We start from the raw sequence: 14,480 nt of genomic DNA, 5'->3' as shown, positions 1-14,480 counted from the left end.
CATGCAGATCGCGCGCGCCTCGATCGACAAGTCGCTGCTGACCTGGATCCTGATGATCGGCTGCCTCTTGGGCGGCATCTGGGGGTTCTCGGTGATCGGCCGGCTTGAGGATCCGTCGTTTACCATCAAGCAGGCCGTCGTCGTCACGCAATATCCCGGCGCCTCCGCCGCGCAGGTCGCGCGCGAAGTGTCCGAGCCGCTGGAATCGGCGGTGCAGGAGATGGACGAGATCGACTTCGTCACCTCGTCCAACCGGCCCGGCGTGTCGCGGCTCGACGTGCATATCGAGGACACGTTCGACGGCTCTGAACTGCCGCAGATCTGGGACAAGCTGCGCAACCAGATCAACGATACGGCACAGGCCGAACTGCCGTCTGGCGCGCGGGCTCCCATCGTTAACGACAGCTTCGGCGACGTCTACGGCATCTTCTTCGCCGTCACGACACCCGGTTTCACCGACGCCGAGACCCACCGCATCGCCAGCTTCCTACGACGTGAACTGCTGGCGGTCGAGGGCGTGGCCGACGTCTCGCTCGCCGGGCTCCCAGACGAGCGCATCTACGTCGAACCCGACCTGCCGATCCTCGCCAATCTCGGCCTGTCGCCCCAGGTCATAATCAACGCCATCCAGACCTCGAACGAGGTCGTCGCGGCCGGCAGCGTCACCCGACGCGGACAGGACATCCGCATCGACGCGCCCGACGGATCGACCACCACGGACGAGATCGCGAGCCTCACGATCGGCGTCAACGGCGAGATCGTCGAGCTGACCGACCTGGCCACCGTATCCCGCGGACGCGCCGAGGATCCCCAGCAGATCATCCGCTTCGACGGAGAGGAGGCGTTCACGCTGGGCGTGTCGGGCCTGTCGAACCTGAACATCGTCGACATCGGTCACGCCGTCGACGACAAGCTCGCCCAGTTGCAGTCCGAGATCCCCATCGGTGTCGAGCTGCACCCGATCTACCAGCAGCACCTCGTGGTCGAGGAGGCCTCGAACTCGTTCCTCAAGAACCTCGCGATGTCGGTGGCTATCGTCGTGCTGGTGCTGGCGCTCTTCATGGGCTGGCGCTCGGCGGTGGCGGTAGGGACAACACTGCTGCTCACGGTCGTCGGCACCGTGTTCTTCATGGCGGTCTTCTCGATCGAGATGGAGCGCATCTCGCTCGGGGCGCTGATCATCGCTATGGGGATGCTGGTCGACAACGCCATCGTCGTCGCCGAGGGCATGCAGATCGAGATGTCCCGGGGCAAGTCATCCCGGGACTCGGCCCAGGAGGTCGCCGGCAAGACGCAAATCCCGCTGTTGGGGGCGACGGTCATCGGCATCATGGCCTTTGCCGGGATCGGCCTGTCGCCGGACGCCACCGGCGAGTTCCTGTTCTCGCTCTTCGCCGTGATCGGCATCTCTCTCCTGCTGTCCTGGGTGCTGGCGCTCACAGCAACGCCGCTCTTGGCGCATTACGTGTTCAAGCGCGGCACCGGCGACGACGCGCAAACCTATGGCGGGCCGATCTTCCGCACCTACGCCGCCGTCCTGCGCGGCGCGCTGAAGGCGCGCTGGCTGGTGCTCGTGGCGCTCGTCGGCCTGACGGTCGCCTGCTACTGGGGCTTCGGCAAGGTCGAGCAGCAGTTCTTCCCCGACAGCAACACGCCGCTGTTCTACGCCCATTACCGGATGCCCCAGGGCACCGACATCAAACAGACGGCATCGGAGATGGCGCGGGTCGAAGACTGGCTGTCCAAGCGAGAGGAGGTCGTATCGGTCTCGACCTTCGTCGGCGGCGGCGCGACACGCTTCATGCTGACCTACGCGCCCGAGGAAAGCCTGCCGACCTACGGCCACCTCATCATCCGGACCCACAACCTCGAGGAAATCCCCGGCCTCAGGGCGGATCTCGAACGGTTCGGACGCTCCGAGCTGGTCTCCGGCGAGTTCAGGACCGAAAGGCTGGCCTTCGGGCCCGGCGGCGGCTCGCCCATCGCGGCGCGGTTCTCGGGCAACGATCCCGACGTGCTGCGCCGCCTGGCCGAAGAGGCCGAGGACCGTCTGCGCGAGGCCTCGGACCGGGTGCAGGACCTGCGGACCAACTGGCGCGAGCGCGAGATTGTGCTCAAGCCCATCTATGCCGACGAGCGCGCCCAGACCGCCGGCGTCTCGCGCCAGGACGTCGCACGGGCGCTCAGCATCGCCACAGACGGCGAGCGCGCGGGCACCTACCGCGAGGACGACCGCCTGATCCCGATCGTGGTGCGCACCGACGCGGGCGAAGAGGGCGGCGAGGCCCGCCTGATCGACCAGGTGGTCTATTCCGAGCCGGCACAGCGCTTTATCATCCTCGAAGAGATCGTCGACGGCTTCGAGACCGAGGTGCAGGACACCCTTCTGCGCCGGCGCAATCGGCTGCCCACCATCACGGTCGAGGCGGGGCTGGTCGGCGACGCCAACGCGGCGGACGTGTTCAGCGAGGTTCGTGGCACCATCGAGGCGATGGAGTTGCCCGAGGGCTACGCGATGGAATGGGGCGGCGAATACGAGGATTCGAGCCAGGCGCAGGAAAGCCTCGGCCGCCAGTTGCCCATCAGCCTGCTGGTGATGGTGCTGATCTCGATCTTCCTGTTCGGGCGGCTGCGCCAACCGCTGATCATTTGGCTGCTGGTGCCGATGTCGGTGAACGGGGTCGCGATCGGCCTGCTGGGCACCGGCCTGCCCTTCTCGTTCACGGCGCTGCTGGGCCTGCTCAGCCTGTCGGGGATGCTGATCAAGAACGGCATCGTCCTCGTGGAAGAGATCGACCTGACCCGCGCCGACGGTGTGCCCTTCACCCGCGCCGTGGTCGAGGCGTCGACCTCGCGTCTCAGGCCCGTGGTCCTGGCGGCGGCGACGACCATCCTGGGCATGATCCCCCTGCTGGGCGACGCGTTCTTCGCGTCGATGGCGGTCACGATCATGGGCGGCCTCGCCTTCGCCACCGTCCTCACGCTGATCGCCGCGCCGGTGCTGTACTACAGCTTCTTCCCCAAGGCGCGGAAAGCGGACAAGGCGGCCTCAGCCGAGCAGGGCACGCCCCAGCCCGCGTGACGCAAAGGGCGGGCCGCGCTATCCGGCGACGAGGCCCGCCCAGATCAGCCGGAGCGAGATCAGCACCAGGATCACGTCAAGGACGCGGCGAAAGGCCGTGTCGGTGATCCGGTTCAGCACCAGCCGCCCGCAGAGCGTGCCCGCGAAGCCGGCGGCGATCAGCGCCAGCGCCAGCGCCGCCCAGGTGCCGAAGGCAAAGCCGAGCAGGCCGAACATCGCGATCTTCAGCCCGTGCTGAAGGGTCATCAGCGTCGCATGGGTGGCGACGTATCCGTGCCGCGGCAGCCCGAGCGACCGGGTGAACCCCGCCACGAACAGCCCCGTCGCCCCGAAGAACATGGTGAGGAAGGTCGACACGCCCCCGGCCAGCCAGGGCCAGCGCGTCAGCCAGGCGGGGGGCCGGGCGACAATGGTCCAGATCAGGAACGCCCCCACCCCGGCCTGGACGAGCCCCGGCGGCAGGTCCACCACGACGACACCGCCCAGGGCCGCGCCGACGACCGCGCCCACCGCGAAGCCAGGCACCGTCCGCCAAGACACCTGCCCCAGCAGCAGTCCGGCCCGCGTCACGTTCGACCCGAACTGCACAGCGCCGTGCACCGGGATCAGCGCCGCGGGCGGCAGGAGCGAGGCGAGCACCGCCAGCACCAGCCCGCCGCCTCCGATCCCGAAGGCGATGGTGATGAACGAGCCCGCGAAGCTGACCATCAGCATCACCGCAAAGGCGGCCCCGCCCACGTCAGGCGGCAAGAGGTCCAGCGGGCTCACGCCGCCGGCTCCGTTCGACATCCAACCCCGATCATGCGCCCCCGCTGCACAGTTCCACGACGAGCGGCAGCATAGGGATCACGGCCCAGCGCACCAGCCGGGGGGGGCGCCGGCGGCTAGATCGAAACCTGGGACAGCAATTCGGCCCGGTCGGTCGTCTCCTTCGGCCGGTTCAGCCGAACCTCGCCACGCGTCAGCACGACGAAGCGGTCCGCAAGCCGCCAGGCAAAGTCGAAATACTGCTCGACCAGGACGATCGCGATCTCGCCCTCGGCACGCAGCGTCTCGATCACGTCGCCGATCTGCTGGATGATGTTAGGCTGGATGCCCTCGGTCGGCTCGTCGAGCAGCAGGACCCGCGGCCGCGCGATCAGCGCCCGCGCGATGGCGAGCTGCTGCTGCTGGCCGCCGGACAGGTCGCCGCCGCGGCGGTCCTTCATCTCCCACAGCACGGGGAACAGCTCGAAGATGCGGTCGGGGATCGTGCGCTCGGCAGCAGGAAGGCAGGCAAAGCCGGTTTCGAGGTTCTCCATCACCGAGAGCAGCGCGAAGATCTCACGGCCCTGCGGCACGTAGGCGATCCCGGCCTTGGCCGCGCGCGTGGCCGAGACGTGCCGCAGCTCGGACCCGTCCATCCGGATCGTGCCCCCGTCATAGGGATGGCGGCCGGCGATCGCCTTGAGCAGGCTGGTCTTGCCGACACCATTGGTGCCCATCACGGCCGTGACCTGACCGGCCTCGGCCACCAGGTCGACCCCGTGCAGGATCTGGCTCTGCCCATAGCGGAGAGTGAGGTTCGATACGTTCAGCATGGCTCAGCGCCCCAGGTAGACGTCGATGACGTCCTTGTTCTTCGTCACGTGATCCAGCGTACCCTCGGCCAGCACCGAGCCCTCGTGCAGCACGGTGACCTTGCAATCAAGCCGGCGCACGAACTCCATGTCGTGCTCGACCACCACGACCGCACGGGTCTTGGCGATCCGCTTGAGCAGGTCGGTCGTGTGCTCGCGCTCGGCCGGCGTCATGCCGGCAGCGGGTTCGTCCACCAGCAACAGACGCGGGTCCTGCGCCAGCAGCATCCCGATCTCGAGCCATTGCTTCTGGCCATGGCTCAGTTCGCCCGCCTTTCGCGTCAGGTGGTCGGTCAGGCCGATCTCGCGGGCGATCTCCTCGATCCGCTCGGCGCCTTCTGCGGTCTTGCGGTAGAACAGCACGGAGAACGGCCCGCGCGGGTTCTTCAGCGCCATCGCGAGGTTCTCGCGCACGGTCTGGTCCTCGAACACGGTGGGTTTCTGGAACTTGCGGCCCAGCCCCTCCTGCGCAATGCGGCTTTCGTTCATGCCCAGCAGCGACACCGAACTCTCGCCCCAGATCACCCTGCCCTCGTCGGGCCTGGTCTTGCCGGTGATGATGTCCATGAAGGTGGTCTTGCCCGCACCGTTCGGCCCGATGACCGCGCGCAGCTCGGGCTCGCCGATCTGCATGGACAGGTTGTTGATCGCCTTGAACCCGTCGAACGAGACCGAGACGCCGGATACTTCGAGCAGTGTCATTCCTCGCCCTCCTCGGCCCGCTTGGCGCTGGCGTCGGGGCCGTAATCCTCGTGGCGGTGCGGCGCGCGCCAGTCTGCGACCAGGTCGAACAGGCCGCCGATCCCCTTGGGCGCGAACAGCGTCACGAGCACGAAGGTCACGCCCAGAAGCACCAGCCACCAATCGGTCCACTGGATCACGTAGACGCCGAGGTTCACGTCGGGCGCCCCGCCGCCGGTGAACCAGCTCGACATAAGCGACACGACCGCCGCGCCGATCACCGCACCGTAGAGCCGTCCGCGCCCGCCGATGGCAACCCAAACTGCCAGGTAGATCGAGGCGATCGGCGCGATCTCGGCCGGGTTGATGATGCCCGCCTGCGGGTAATAGAGCGCCCCGGCGATCCCGGCGACCACTGCCGTCAGCGTAAAGACGAACAGCTTGTAGTGCTCGACGTGGTAGCCCAGGAACCGCACCCGCGCCTCGTCGTCGCGTACGCCGCGGATCACGCTGCCCATCTTCCCCGAGACGATCCAGGCGAAGAACACGTAGCCCAGGCCAAGCGCCAGCGCCGAGGCCCAGAAGAACGCGATCGAGATCGACGCCTGGCTCGCATCCTCCAGTCCGGGGATGTTCTGCAGGCCCGACAGGCCGTTGTTGCCACGCAGGCCGCTTTCGTTCTGGAACAGATACAGCGACAGCGCCAGCGTCATCGCCTGGGTCAGGATCGACAGGTAGACGCCGGTGACGCGGCTGCGGAAGGCCAGCCAGCCAAAGACCAGCGCCAGCAGGCCCGGCACCAGCACCACCGCGAGCAGTTGCAGGAAAAGGCTGTCGGCGAAGGTCCAGATCGCGGGCAACTCGGACGAGCCGACGACGCCGAAGATCTGGCTCGCGATGGCCTCGGATATCTCCTGCCCTGTCGGGGGGATCGGCGAGGCGGCCAGCGACTCGGCCACGATGATCTCGGTCCGGGCATACATCAGCCACATCCCGATGGCGTAGCCGCCCAGCCCGAAGAACGCGAAATGCCCCAGCGAGAGGATGCCGCAATAGCCCCAGACCACGTCCATCGCCACGGCGACGAGACACAGGCACAGCGTCTTGCCCAGCGTCTTGACGAAGGAGGTCGACAGCACGCCCACGCCGGTCGCCTCGGACAGCAGCGTCACCCCCAAAGTGAAGGCCGCGAGCGCCAGAAGGAAGTACAGGACAGAGGGGTTCCGGGCGATCAGGCCGCGCCGCGGCATGGCGGGGCGCGTCGAGAACTTCTGCCAGGTGGAGGTGTAAGCCATCGCGTCAGTCTCCGGCCGCACGGCCCTTGAGGGCGACGATGCCCTTGGGGCGGAACTGGATGAACAGGATGATGAAGAGGATCATGTAGGTCTGCGCGGCGAGCGTGTTCGACGGGTTGAACCACTCGATCTGCTTCTGAAGCCCGCCGATCAGGGTCGCCCCGGCCAGCGTGCCCCAGACATTGCCGACACCGCCGACCACAACCGTCATGAAGGACTGCACGATGTAGTCCTGCCCCATCTCGGAGGTCACCTTGGCGTAGAGCCCGATGGCCACGCCCGCGATCCCAGCGATCCCCGAGCCCAGACCGAAGGTCAGCATGTTGATCTTGTCGGGATTGATGCCCATCGACGCCGCCATGCCGGGGTTCTGCGTGACCGCCCGCACCTCGAGCCCGAGGCGGGTGCGCTTGAGCACGAAAAGCAGCAGCGCGAGGAAGACCAGCGCGAGTACGAAGATGGCGATGCGGATATAGCTGATCGACACCACGTCGTTCAGCACCCATGCTCCGTCGAGCCAGCCCGGAGAGGTCAGCGGCCGCGCCTGCGTGCCGAAGATGTTCTTCGCCAACTGCTGCAGCGCGATCGAGATGCCGAAGGTCGCGAGCAGCGTCTCCAGCGGACGGTGATAAAGCCAGCGGATCACCAGCCGCTCCATCAGCACGCCGGCGCCGAACGTCACCGCGAAGGCGAGCGGCAGCGCGACCAGCAGAGACACCGTGTAGTCCGGCACGATCTGCTGGACGACGAAGCCGGTATAGGCGCCCATCATGATGAACTCGCCATGCGCCATGTTGATCACGCCCATCACGCCGAAGGTGATGGCCAGCCCGATGGCCGCGAGGAAATAGATCGAGGCCAGCGACAGCGCGTCGAGGCCGAGGTCGAAGGCCTGGTTCACGCCGACGCGGGTCGTCACGCCGGACATGGCCGCCTCGGCCGCGTCGGTGATGGCGGGATCGTCCTCGTCGTATTCGGCGTAGAAGACATGCGCCGCGACGGCCTCTTCCATGTCGGCCTCGGTCACCAGCGGCGGCACGGTCCCGGCCTCGGCCAGGGCGGCATAGGCGTCGTGGCGGCGGGCGGGGTCGCCCAGCTGGCCGGTCGGGATGCCTGCGACGCGGCCATCCTCGATATTGGCCTCTAGCGCGGCGCGGATCTCGGAAGGAGAGGTGCGCGCCGGGGCAAGGTCCTCGTCCACCAGCGTCTCGTAGGCCTCGGCCAGGGGCATGTCCGTGCCCGGCTGCAACACACGGGCCACGTTCACGTCGTCGGGCAGGGTCTGGGCGACCTCGGCATCGGTGTCTAGGATCTGGTTCAGCACGGCGCGCGCGTCGATCGACAGGTCGTCCGAAAGCGTCTCGATGGCCGCGATCCGGTCCTCCGTCGACTCGCCGAAGCGGGCGGTGAGCAGGGTCGCGAGCCGCTCCTTGCGGGCCTTCAACGAGGGGTCGCTCTCGCCCTCGATGGTGTCGCGCAGGACTGGCAACTGGTCGGCGTCCGGGTTCCGTTCGATGCTGCGCACGGCCTGCCTGCGGTCGGAGATGTCGGGAGAGCTCAGGCGGAACTGCACCAGCGCCTGCCCGATCACGCGACGGACGCCGCCGTTCGGCTTGGATTGCTCGAAATCGTCGTCGGGCGCGGTGCCGACCTCGTCGCCCGAGGCGATGTCATAGAGCGTCAGCTGATCGTCGCCCGTCTCTTCGGCAAAGAAGAACAGCCCGTCCGACGTCCGCTGCCACACCTCCTTGTCCTGCCACCGGGTCAGGAAGGGCGCGACCGCCGGCAGGCCGGAGGCGACCAGATCGTCGACCGCGGTCCCGACCGTGCGGAAGGACGGATCGAGGATTTCCTCGGAATGGGTCTGGAGAAGCGACTGCAACTCACCCTGGGCGTCCGCGGCGGGCGGAGCGGCCAGCAGGCAAAGCGCGAGTGTCAGGCAGAGGGCGCGCAGCATTGTTCGGGCCTTTGCAAGTGGAAGGTGGACGGGGCGCGAGAGAGTTCGCCCCGTCCGGGCTGATCCCGGGGAGGAGAGCGGGATCAGTAGTTCGATTTCTGCTGCACGCAGGTCCCGGTCTCGGTGTTGTACATGCCGCATTCCAGCTCGGCCCAGTCGGACTTGAGCGGCGCGCTTTCGGGCAGGAAGTCGGTCCAGGCGTCGCCCGGCACTTCCTCGGTCTGCGAGATGATGTCGAACTGGCCGTTGTCCTGGATCTCGCCGATCAGCACCGGCTTCGACAGGTGGTGGTTCGGCAGCATCTCGGCGGTTCCGCCGGTCAGGTTCGGATGGGTCTGGCCAATCATCGCGTCCTCGACGGCATCGACGTCGGTCGTGCCGGCCTCTTCCACGGCGTTCACCCACATGTTGAAGCCGATGTAGTGGGCTTCCATCGGGTCGTTCGTCACGCGGCTGTCGTCACCGATATACTCGTGCCAGTTCGCGATGAACTCCTCGTTCTCGGCGGTGTCGGCGGACATGAAGTAGTTCCAGGCCGCCAGGTGCCCCACCAGGTTCGAGGTATCGAGGCCCGAGAGCTCTTCCTCGCCGACCGAGAACGCGACGACGGGGATGTCTGCGGCCGAGATGTCGGAGGCGGCGAGCTCCTTGTAGAAGCCGATATTGGCGTCGCCGTTGATCGTCGAGATCACGCCGACGCGGCTGCCGTCCTCGCCCAGTTCGACCACGTCCGAGACGATCGTCGACCAGTCGGAGTGGCCGAAGGGGGTATAGTTGACGAAGATGTCGTCCTCGTCGATGCCCTGCTCCTCGAGATAGGATTGCAGGATGTTGTTCGTGGTGCGCGGATAGACATAGTCGGTGCCGAGCAGCGCAAACTTCTCGATTCCCAGCTCGTTCAGGAAGTAGTCCGTCGCCGGGATCGCCTGCTGGTTCGGCGCGGCACCGGTGTAGAAGACGTTCTTCGAGCTTTCCTCGCCCTCGTACTGCACGGGATAGAACATCAGGCCGTTCAGCTCTTCCAGCACCGGCAGAACCGCCTTGCGGCTGGCGGAGGTCCAGCTGCCGAAGATGACGTCGACCTCGTGCACGGTCAGCAGCTCGCGCGCCTTCTCGGCAAAGAGCGGCCAGTCCGAGGCCGGGTCGACGACCACGGGCTCGAGATCGCAGCCCAGAAGGCCGCCATCGGCGTTCTGCTGCTCTATGAGCATCAGCATCGTGTCCTTCAGCGTGGTCTCGGAAATCGCCATCGTCCCCGAGAGCGAGTGCAGGACACCCACTTGTATCGGGCACTCGGCCTCTTGCGCGGCGGCGGCCCCGCCGAGGGCGATGGCGGCTGTGCTCAGCACCAGGGCGGAAGTCAGCTTGGTCATGGAAATACGTCCCCCAGAGTTGGCGGCGGACACAGGATGCGCGCGCGCCGGTCTTGGACCCGCTGTCGCGCCGAGCTATGTGGCTGTCCGCAGCCGATGTGTTGCTGTCGTGCGGGCGGTCGGTCTGCCAGGATCTTCCCGTCCGCACGGCGTCATCGCGGCGGATCATCCGCCGCCGTGACGTTTTACCCCGACCGGGCCGGCCACCCGAATACCTGCGGCCCCGGCAACGGGGCGCCGACGGGAATTGCCCGATACTTCCTCAGCCTCGCCGCATGATGATCAATTCCTGAGCGCCCGATGACCGGCCGATTTCCCGACGCTTCAAATCGCCTCATCCTGCCGCGGCAATAGGCGCCCCGCGCGGTCGACGCGGTACTCGATTCTGAACCCCGCGCCTGCGGGGCTGCACCGGATGACCAGCCGCACCGCGCCCTGCCCGGCATGTGCCACGCAATCCGCCGGAACGCCCCGAATCCCGGCGTCTCGGGCAGCCGCGACGTATGCCTCGGCGTAGCGCGCCACGAGATCGCCGTCGTCCACCGCGTGACGCCGGCCCGACGACAGGCCGAGCACGACCGCGCCCGCCAGCAACAGGGCGAGCGTGACGCGGGCAAGCGGGCTCAGGCGCGTCACGGGCGGAGTCAGCCGGATCCGGCCGTCTCGGCCCCGGAAATCGGCTCGATCAGGTCGGGGCCGCTGGCACGGTTGGAGTTCACCCTGGGATCGACGCGGTGCATCGCGACATGCCCGGCAGGCGCAGCCCGCATGAGCCGCGCGGCGCCGTGGCCCTGCTCTCCCAGCCAGAGCGGCCAGTCGTCCTGCGCCACGATCACCGGCATCCGGTGATGAATATCGCCCATCGGCCCCTCGGCCTGGGTGGTGACGATCGCGCAGGTGGTGAGCGCCTGATCGCCCCGCTCCCACTCCTGCCAGACACCGGCGAAGGCGAAGCACTGGGCCTGGGTGGGGTGAATGAACCACGGCAGGCGCGCGCCGTCGGCGTCCTTGGTCCATTCGTAGAAGCCGCTCGCCGGGATCAGGCAGCGCCGGGTGCGGACGGCCTCGCGGAAGGCCGGCTTTTCGGCCACGCTTTCGGCGCGGGCATTGATCAGCAGCGGCCCGTCCGACGTCGTCTTGTACCAGTGCGGCAGGAACCCCCACCGTATTGCCGTCAGCCGCCGGATGCCGTCGGCTGCCAGGACCGCGTGCACGGAATCCGTGGGGCAGACGTTGTAGTTCGGCACGTCGGGCAGGTCATTGCCCGGCTGCGCCTGGAACAGATGCGACATCGCCTCGGGCGGCAGGGTGATGGCAAAGCGTCCGCACATGATACGCATCCTGCCCGATGCGCCAATGCTGCACCAGAGCGTGAGGTGCGGCAAATCCCACTTGTGGAAGACGGGGGCGGGTATATATCGGCTCCGCGGACCGTTGCGGACCGTCTTTCCGGAACACGCCAAATGGTCCGCCAGATTCTGCCCATCAGCGCCCTTCTCCTGGGCTCTGCCTTCCTGCTGTTCGCGGGCGGTATCAACGCGCTCATCCTGCCCGTCCGCGGCTCATCCGAGGGGTTCAGCGCCTTCGCGCTCGGCCTGCTCGGCACCGGTTGGGCGCTGGGATACGTGTCGGGATGCCTTGCGACGCCCGGCATCGTGGCCCGCGTCGGCCATATCCGCGCCTTCAGCGTGATGGCGACCTTCGCCGCGATCTCGATCCTCGCCTCGCTGATCCTGGTGTCGCCGGCAAGCTGGATAATCTTCCGCGGGCTGGCGGGGTTCTGCTTTGCAGGCGCCGCGATGATCGTCGAGAGTTGGCTGGGCGAGCGCGCCGAACCGTCGACACGCGGCCGCATTTTCGGCCTCTACACGATGGTGAACCTCGTCGCGACGACCGCGGGACAGATGACGCTGACGCTGGGCGACCCGACCGGCTACCTGTTCTTCGTGCTGGCGGCGATGTTCTACTGCCTGTCTCTGGTGCCCACGGCGCTGACCACGACCGTGACGCCCAAGCCGCTTGTCTCCGTCCGGCTGGACCTTCCCGCGCTCTGGCGCAACTCGCCGGTGGCGGTGTTCGCGGTGTTCATGGTGGGCCTCTCGAACGCGGCCTTCGGCACCCTCGCCCCCGTCTATGGCGAGCGGGTGGGCCTCGTGCTGACGACGATCGCGCTCTTCGCCTCGGTCCCAATCCTCGCCGGGGCGCTGGCGCAGATCCCGGTCGGGCTGCTGTCGGACCGGATGGACCGGCGCAAGGTGCTGCTCGGCGTCGCGGTGCTGGCGGTTTCGGCCGATCTGGCCTTCCTCGTGTTCCAGCCCGAGGGCCGCGCCGCCAACCTGGCGCTATCGGCCCTGCTCGGCGCCGCGATCTTCGCGATGTACCCGGTGATAGTGGCCCATGCCAACGACCATGCCGCGCCGAACACGCATATCCAGGTGTCGGGCGGGCTGCTGCTGGTCTTTGGCCTGGGCTCGATCGTGGGGCCGCTGCTGGCCGGCTGGGGCATGAGCGCGATCGGCACGCGGGCGCTGTTCGCGACGACCATCGCCGCGCACGGCCTGATCATCGCCTTCACGCTTCTCCGCCTGAGCCAGCGCGCCAAGGTCGCCGCCGAGGACAAGACGGCGTTCATGGTGCAACCGGTCCTGCGCGCCTCGACGCCGCAGACCGCCGAGCTGGGCCTGCCCGGCGAAGACGACACGCCGGAGGCCCCGGCGAACGAGGATCACGCCCCCGAAACGCAACGATCCGCCCCCGAAGGAGCGGATCTTCTGGCCGGCTAGAACCGGGGCCGCGTCACTTCTCGGTGATGCGGCCGTCGGTATAGGGCTCGTAGGGCGAGTTCTCGGCCAGGTACTCGGCCGTCACGTCGGCAAGGTCGGGGCCGTAATCGTAGGCGTTCTCGGCATCGACGAACATCCCGTAGCCGTCGCCACCGTTGCGGACGTAGTTGTTCGAGACCACGCCGTAGGTCGTGTCGGGCTCGACCGGGGCGCCGCCGATCATCACGTCGCTCACCCGGTTGCCGGGCTCGGCCTCGGGGTCGAACGTGAAGGCCATGCCCGCGACCTGCGGAAAGCGCCCGGCCTCGTCCTCGATCTGGCTCACGCCGTTCTCCAGCGCCGCGACCAGAGTGTCGCCCGTGACCTGGAAGGTCGACAGGGTGTTCTGGAACGGCAGCACCGTCAGGACCTCGCCCATCGTGACCTCGCCCGCGTCGATCGACGCGCGAAGACCGCCGGAATTGGCGATGGCGACGTCGATGCCCTGGTCCTGGACGCGATCCAGCATCGCGTCGGCGACGAGATTGCCCATCTCGCACTCACCATAGCGGCAGACGGTCCGGTCGCCCTCGATCGCGGCGGCGGACTCGGCGACGACCTCGTTGCGGATCTCGTCCAGCGGCTCGGCCGCCTCGCCGATACGGTCCTTGGTCGCCTGGTCCTCGGTCACGGCGGCGTCCAGCAGGTTCGGCTGGCCCTCGGCCGACACCACGTTGCCCTCGTCGTCGAAGGTCACGTTCAGCTCACCCAGGAACTTGCCGTAGGCATAGGCCGACACGATGGCCGTCTGGCCCACCATCGTCGGATAGGGCCCGACGGCATCCTCCATGTCGCCCAGCAGCGTGTTCGTGTGGCCCCCGACGATCACGTCGACGCCCGTGGTCTCTTCGGCCACGCGCTGATCCACGCCGTAGCCCGAGTGGCTGAGCACGACGATCTTGTTGACGCCCTCGCCCGTCAGCTTGTCGACCTCGCCCTGCACCGCCGCGACCGGGTCGGTGAAGGTGACGTTCGGTCCGGGGCTGGCCAGTTCGTCGGTGTCCTGCGGCGTCAGGCCGATCAGGCCGATCCGCTCGCCGTTCTTCTCGATGATGGTGGACTTCTGGATGGCGTCCGCCAGCAGCTCCTCTCCCGAGATGTCGGCGTTCGACATCAGGATCGGGAACTCGACCGCGTCGACGAAGCCGCGCAGGACCTCGGGGCCGTCGTCGAATTCGTGGTTGCCCACGGTCATCGCGTCGTAGCCCATCTTGTTCATCATCTCGGCGGCGAGTTCACCCTTGTAATAGGTATAGAACAGCGTCCCCTGGAACTGGTCGCCGCCGTCGACGAGCAGCGCATTGTCGCTGTCCGCGCGCGCCTCTTCGATGGCGGTGACGAGCCGGGCCGAGCCACCGAAGCACTCGCCCGCCGCGTTGTCCTCTTCCGCGCAGGTTGAATCGTAGCCCGAAATCGGCTCGAACCGGGCGTGGAAGTCATTGGTGTGGAGGATCGTCAGAGCGTAATCGGCATGGGCGACGCCGGCGGTCAGCGCCAGCACGCTTGCCGCGCCGAGGGTAGTTCGTTTCATGGGGGGCTCCCTCAAGGTGTTGGACCTGCGGGAACTCTGGCCCGCGCGGCAGGGGCTGTCAAAACCCATTCGCGCGTGCAGCATCTGCCGCTTGACCGACGGCGCGGCAGGCGGCATTGG

At 67.5% G+C, this 14,480-nt stretch carries 11 protein-coding genes; 2 read left to right on the top strand and 9 right to left on the bottom strand.

Features of this window, described 5'->3' with window-relative positions; translation table 11 throughout:
- Nucleotide 1 precedes the first annotated feature (1 nt).
- The gene (locus BMZ25_RS13965; protein WP_092694648.1) at nucleotides 2-3,082 is read left to right on the top strand and encodes an efflux RND transporter permease subunit; all 3,081 of its coding nucleotides are present in this window, start codon (nucleotides 2-4) and stop codon (nucleotides 3,080-3,082) included.
- Nucleotides 3,083-3,100: 18 nt separating this feature from the next.
- Here the strand turns inward: BMZ25_RS13965 and BMZ25_RS13960 are convergent, their stop codons facing one another.
- From BMZ25_RS13960 to BMZ25_RS13925, 8 genes are all read right to left on the bottom strand, one after another.
- Nucleotides 3,101-3,850: a sulfite exporter TauE/SafE family protein gene (locus BMZ25_RS13960; RefSeq protein ID WP_235859881.1), complete on the bottom strand. Its 750-nt coding sequence runs from the start codon at nucleotides 3,848-3,850 to the stop codon at nucleotides 3,101-3,103.
- 116 nt (nucleotides 3,851-3,966) lie between these two features.
- Complete coding sequence (gene urtE, locus BMZ25_RS13955) at nucleotides 3,967-4,662, bottom strand: urea ABC transporter ATP-binding subunit UrtE (protein WP_092694644.1); 696 nt, start codon at nucleotides 4,660-4,662, stop codon at nucleotides 3,967-3,969.
- A gap of 3 nt (nucleotides 4,663-4,665) precedes the next feature.
- On the bottom strand, nucleotides 4,666-5,403 hold the full coding sequence (gene urtD, locus BMZ25_RS13950; RefSeq protein ID WP_092694642.1) for an urea ABC transporter ATP-binding protein UrtD: 738 nt from the start codon (nucleotides 5,401-5,403) through the stop codon (nucleotides 4,666-4,668).
- A complete protein-coding gene (gene urtC / locus BMZ25_RS13945; RefSeq protein WP_177190475.1) occupies nucleotides 5,400-6,632 on the bottom strand; it encodes an urea ABC transporter permease subunit UrtC in 1,233 nt (410 codons plus the stop codon). Before urtC ends, urtD begins: the two co-directional genes overlap by 4 nt.
- A gap of 49 nt (nucleotides 6,633-6,681) precedes the next feature.
- A complete protein-coding gene (gene urtB / locus BMZ25_RS13940; RefSeq protein WP_092694638.1) occupies nucleotides 6,682-8,634 on the bottom strand; it encodes an urea ABC transporter permease subunit UrtB in 1,953 nt (650 codons plus the stop codon).
- 83 nt (nucleotides 8,635-8,717) lie between these two features.
- On the bottom strand, nucleotides 8,718-10,007 hold the full coding sequence (gene urtA, locus BMZ25_RS13935) for an urea ABC transporter substrate-binding protein (RefSeq protein ID WP_092694636.1): 1,290 nt from the start codon (nucleotides 10,005-10,007) through the stop codon (nucleotides 8,718-8,720).
- Between the two features lie 324 nt (nucleotides 10,008-10,331).
- Nucleotides 10,332-10,643, bottom strand: coding sequence for a hypothetical protein (locus BMZ25_RS13930; RefSeq protein ID WP_092694634.1), 312 nt, complete (start codon nucleotides 10,641-10,643; stop codon nucleotides 10,332-10,334).
- Nucleotides 10,644-10,651: 8 nt separating this feature from the next.
- Nucleotides 10,652-11,338, bottom strand: coding sequence for an SOS response-associated peptidase (locus BMZ25_RS13925; protein WP_092694632.1), 687 nt, complete (start codon nucleotides 11,336-11,338; stop codon nucleotides 10,652-10,654).
- A 132-nt stretch (nucleotides 11,339-11,470) separates the two neighbouring features.
- Between BMZ25_RS13925 and BMZ25_RS13920 the strand changes: the two genes are divergently transcribed.
- Entirely contained in the window at nucleotides 11,471-12,790 is a 1,320-nt protein-coding gene (locus tag BMZ25_RS13920; RefSeq protein WP_092694630.1) for an MFS transporter, read from the top strand.
- Nucleotides 12,791-12,803: 13 nt separating this feature from the next.
- Here BMZ25_RS13920 and BMZ25_RS13915 read toward each other — a convergent pair whose 3' ends face one another.
- Complete coding sequence (locus BMZ25_RS13915) at nucleotides 12,804-14,360, bottom strand: bifunctional metallophosphatase/5'-nucleotidase (protein WP_092694628.1); 1,557 nt, start codon at nucleotides 14,358-14,360, stop codon at nucleotides 12,804-12,806.
- Nucleotides 14,361-14,480 lie beyond the last annotated feature (120 nt).

It is taken from the genome of Tranquillimonas rosea, assembly GCF_900111315.1.
Lineage (GTDB): Bacteria > Pseudomonadota > Alphaproteobacteria > Rhodobacterales > Rhodobacteraceae > Tranquillimonas > Tranquillimonas rosea.
Note: the sequence above shows the minus strand (reverse complement) of the source record. Positions and strands in the feature narration are given on the sequence as shown.